Here is a 2,612-nt window from a genome sequence, read left to right as displayed (position 1 = left end):
CTCGACGCGCTACTGTCCGGCGGGCGTCTACGAGTGGGTGGAGAAGGACGGCAAGGACGTTTACGTCATCAACGCGCAGAACTGCGTGCACTGCAAGACCTGCGACATCAAGGACCCCAACCAGAACATCAACTGGGTGCCGCCGCAAGGGGGTGAGGGACCGGTCTATCCGAATATGTGATGATTGGGATCATTTAACGGAGCGGGCTACTATATAGATTAGGGTTGGTTGTTGGTTCGTATCCGTTCAAGAGCCGCGCTTTGGTTCAGGCCATCCCACTATAGCCGAAGAGATGACGCTTCCCGGCATCAGCGCATTCAATCCTTCCACCAGCATCGTCGTCGCGTCGCGCAGCGTCTCCTCCGGCATCGTTTCCAGGCTTTCGAGAACGAACCACATCCGGCCGGACGCATTCTCCAGCCGCGTGCGGACGCCCTGCCTCCCGTTCCATCGGCGGCAGGTCACCCCGATTTCGTCGCGCCAGATGACTTCGCCCGGCTCTGGATTCTCGACAACGGCTTCGCCATTCATCACGGTGTCGAAAGCCTCGGTGCCGTCGGCAATGGTCAGCAGCGGCCGGCCGGCATAGGCATCGGCATTTTCGCCGCCGACCGGAATGGCGTAGCGCAGGCTGACAGCATTGTAGAGATTGACCACCGGATTGATCGCCGGCAGGCGGCCATCCTTCAGCACACGCTTGCGCAATGCCTGCGCCGAACAGGGAGTCCGGCTCGGCTTTGCGCCGAAACGCTGATAGGTTTCCGCCCAGCTTGCCAAATGAGCATCAGCCCAGCTTGGGCCGCCATCGATGACGAAGGCGCAGACACTGGCGAGGATATCCGGATCGAGTTCACCCTTGGAGGCGGCGGTGACGTCGACGAGGACGCTCATTGCCCTGAAGCCCGACGCGATGGTCTTTATGCGCTCGTCGATCGCAGGCAGGTCGAACATTCGTTTCCGTCTCCATTCTCTATGTACGGGGAGTCGTGCCCTTGACTTGGCTTGCTTATCGCAGGCAACTGGTATGAGTTGGAGTGCCAGTTTGAGAGAGAAAGCATGGTCCAGTCGGAGCGGGACACATACCGGGCGGGAACGGCGCGCGGCATCTATCTTGGCCTGCGCGAGCAGATCGCTACCGGTGTCTATGCCCCGGGCGACAGGTTGCCATCGACGCGAGCGCTGGCGGAAGAACTCGGCGTTTCGCGCACGACCGTGACGACGGCGTTCGACCAGCTCATCTCTGAAGGCTATGTCTTGGTGCGTCAGGGTGCCAAGGCCGTCGTCGCCGGCAATATCGCCAGCAGCGAGGCTGCGCCGTCGCCGACAACCGGCGCGCCTTCCCGGCCTCTTTCAGCCTACGCCGCGCGCGCGATGGAAATGCCAGTCCACTTTCCGGGTGCAGCAGGTGGATTGAAATATGACTTCCGCTATGGCGACGTCGCTCCGGATGATTTTCCGAGACTTGCCTGGCGCAAGGCCATGACCGCCGCCATCGTCGCCCGCCGCGAACGGCTCGGCTACGGCCACCCGGCGGGAAGCCTCGCATTGCAGCAGGCGTTGCGGGGCTATCTCTGGCGCGCCCGCGGCATTCGATGCGAGGCCGACCAGATCGTCGTCGTCAACGGCTCGCAGCAGGCGCTGGACCTTTGTGCGCGCGTGCTGGTCGATCCCGGCGGTAAGGTGCTGATCGAGGAACCCTGTTATGCGATGGCCCGAAACGTCTTCGTGACGCTCGGCGCGGAACTGACGCCTGTCCCGTGCGACGGGGACGGGATAGAGACCGGTCGGTTGCCCGCCCCGCATGGATATTCGTTTGCGGTTGTCACGCCGAGCCATCAGTTTCCGCTGGGAGGAGTGCTTTCCGCCGGGCGGCGTCGCGCGCTGATCGAGTGGGCCGAGGCCGCGAACGCCCTCGTCGTCGAGGACGATTATGATGGCGAATATCGCTACGACGTGCGGCCGATCCCTCCGCTGTATCTGTCCGGCCGTGGGCGGGTTATCTATATCGGCACGGTGTCGAAAACGCTGTCGCCAACCTTGCGCCTCGGCTATTTGGTGCTGCCCGAAGCGCTCGTGGAGCCCTTCGTCCGGTGCAAGCAGATCGCCGACCGGCACAGCGCCACCTTCGAACAGGACGCGCTTGCGTCGCTGATCGAATCCGGCGCCTATGAGCGCCATGTCCGCAAGATGCGGCGGATGAACGCCGAAAGGCGCACCGCCTTCCTTGACGCCATGACCGAATATTTCGGCGCTCGGGTCGAGATCGTCGGAACCTCCGCCGGCCTGCATGTCGTTGTTTGGTTCAACGATTTTTTGGCCCACGACGAGGAAAGCTTCGCGGCCACGGCGCGGGAAGCGGGTATCGGCATCTATCCGATCTCTCGGCTGTTCTCGCTGGCGACGGAGCGCCGCGCCGGCTTCGTCTTCGGTTACGCCTCGATGCCGGCGCGGAACATTCCGGACGGCGTCCGGCTGCTCGCCAAAACCTTGCCGCGATAGTGCCCAGCGAAACGGTTGATGACTGGCCCAGGGTTTCCGTTCAACACTGGCGCTTCTGATCCGCCAGACGCATCGGTATGGGTCGAGGTGGCGATGCCGACCTCGAGCGGGA

General features: G+C 63.0%; 3 protein-coding genes. 2 read left to right on the top strand and 1 reads right to left on the bottom strand.

The window, feature by feature from the left end:
• A partial coding sequence (locus tag ACOZKU_RS19315) for a 4Fe-4S dicluster domain-containing protein (RefSeq protein ID WP_421580234.1) occupies positions 1 to 181 on the top strand: 181 nt, incomplete at its 5' end.
• A 66-nt stretch (positions 182 to 247) separates the two neighbouring features.
• On the opposite strand, the gene ACOZKU_RS19310 is transcribed toward ACOZKU_RS19315, so the two are convergent.
• Positions 248 to 952: a B3/4 domain-containing protein gene (locus tag ACOZKU_RS19310; RefSeq protein ID WP_421580233.1), complete on the bottom strand. Its 705-nt coding sequence runs from the start codon at positions 950 to 952 to the stop codon at positions 248 to 250.
• Between the two features lie 105 nt (positions 953 to 1,057).
• Between ACOZKU_RS19310 and ACOZKU_RS19305 the strand changes: the two genes are divergently transcribed.
• Positions 1,058 to 2,500 (top strand): PLP-dependent aminotransferase family protein, encoded by a 1,443-nt coding sequence (locus ACOZKU_RS19305; RefSeq protein ID WP_421580235.1) that lies wholly within the window; start codon positions 1,058 to 1,060, stop codon positions 2,498 to 2,500.
• The last annotated feature ends 112 nt before the right edge of the window (positions 2,501 to 2,612 follow it).

It is taken from the genome of Shinella sp. M31, from assembly GCF_049199205.1.
Taxonomy (GTDB): domain Bacteria; phylum Pseudomonadota; class Alphaproteobacteria; order Rhizobiales; family Rhizobiaceae; genus Shinella.
This window is presented reverse-complemented; position numbering and strand designations above follow the sequence as displayed.

What these genes read in the sequence shown, in the direction of transcription:
- ACOZKU_RS19310 (WP_421580233.1), bottom strand. Translation starts at nt 952, where the DNA reads ATGTTCGACCTGCCTGCGATCGACGAGCGCATAAAGACCATCGCGTCG.
- ACOZKU_RS19305 (WP_421580235.1), top strand. Translation starts at nt 1,058, where the DNA reads ATGGTCCAGTCGGAGCGGGACACATACCGGGCGGGAACGGCGCGCGGC.